Raw genomic sequence first — 269 nt, 5'->3', positions numbered from 1 at the left:
CATTTAATAATTCCTTATACGCTCAGGGGAATAACGTGATTGGGACTAACGCAGGTACAGGTTCAGGTAACTCAATAAATTTTAATAATATTATTGGATATAGCGCAGGACGAGTTCTTGGGTCAGGATCCAATAATAATTTAATATTAGGAAATAATTCAAATTTTTCCGGTTCTATTTTCTCAAACAAATTATATATCCACTCTTCATCTTCAACTCCTAATGTAACTGTTTCTGACGCCTTAATCTCAGGAGATTTTGTTGACAGA

At 33.5% G+C, this 269-nt stretch carries 1 protein-coding gene; it reads right to left on the bottom strand.

Going from position 1 to position 269, the window contains the following annotated elements; translation table 11 throughout:
- Positions 1-22: 22 nt before the first annotated feature.
- Positions 23-269: hypothetical protein (locus SB752_RS32530; protein WP_410719516.1), on the bottom strand; the 247-nt coding region annotated here is incomplete at its 5' end.

The sequence above is a fragment of the Brevibacillus sp. SIMBA_040 genome, assembly GCF_046535075.1.
Classification (GTDB): domain Bacteria; phylum Bacillota; class Bacilli; order Brevibacillales; family Brevibacillaceae; genus Brevibacillus.
Note: the sequence above shows the minus strand (reverse complement) of the source record. Positions and strands in the feature narration are given on the sequence as shown.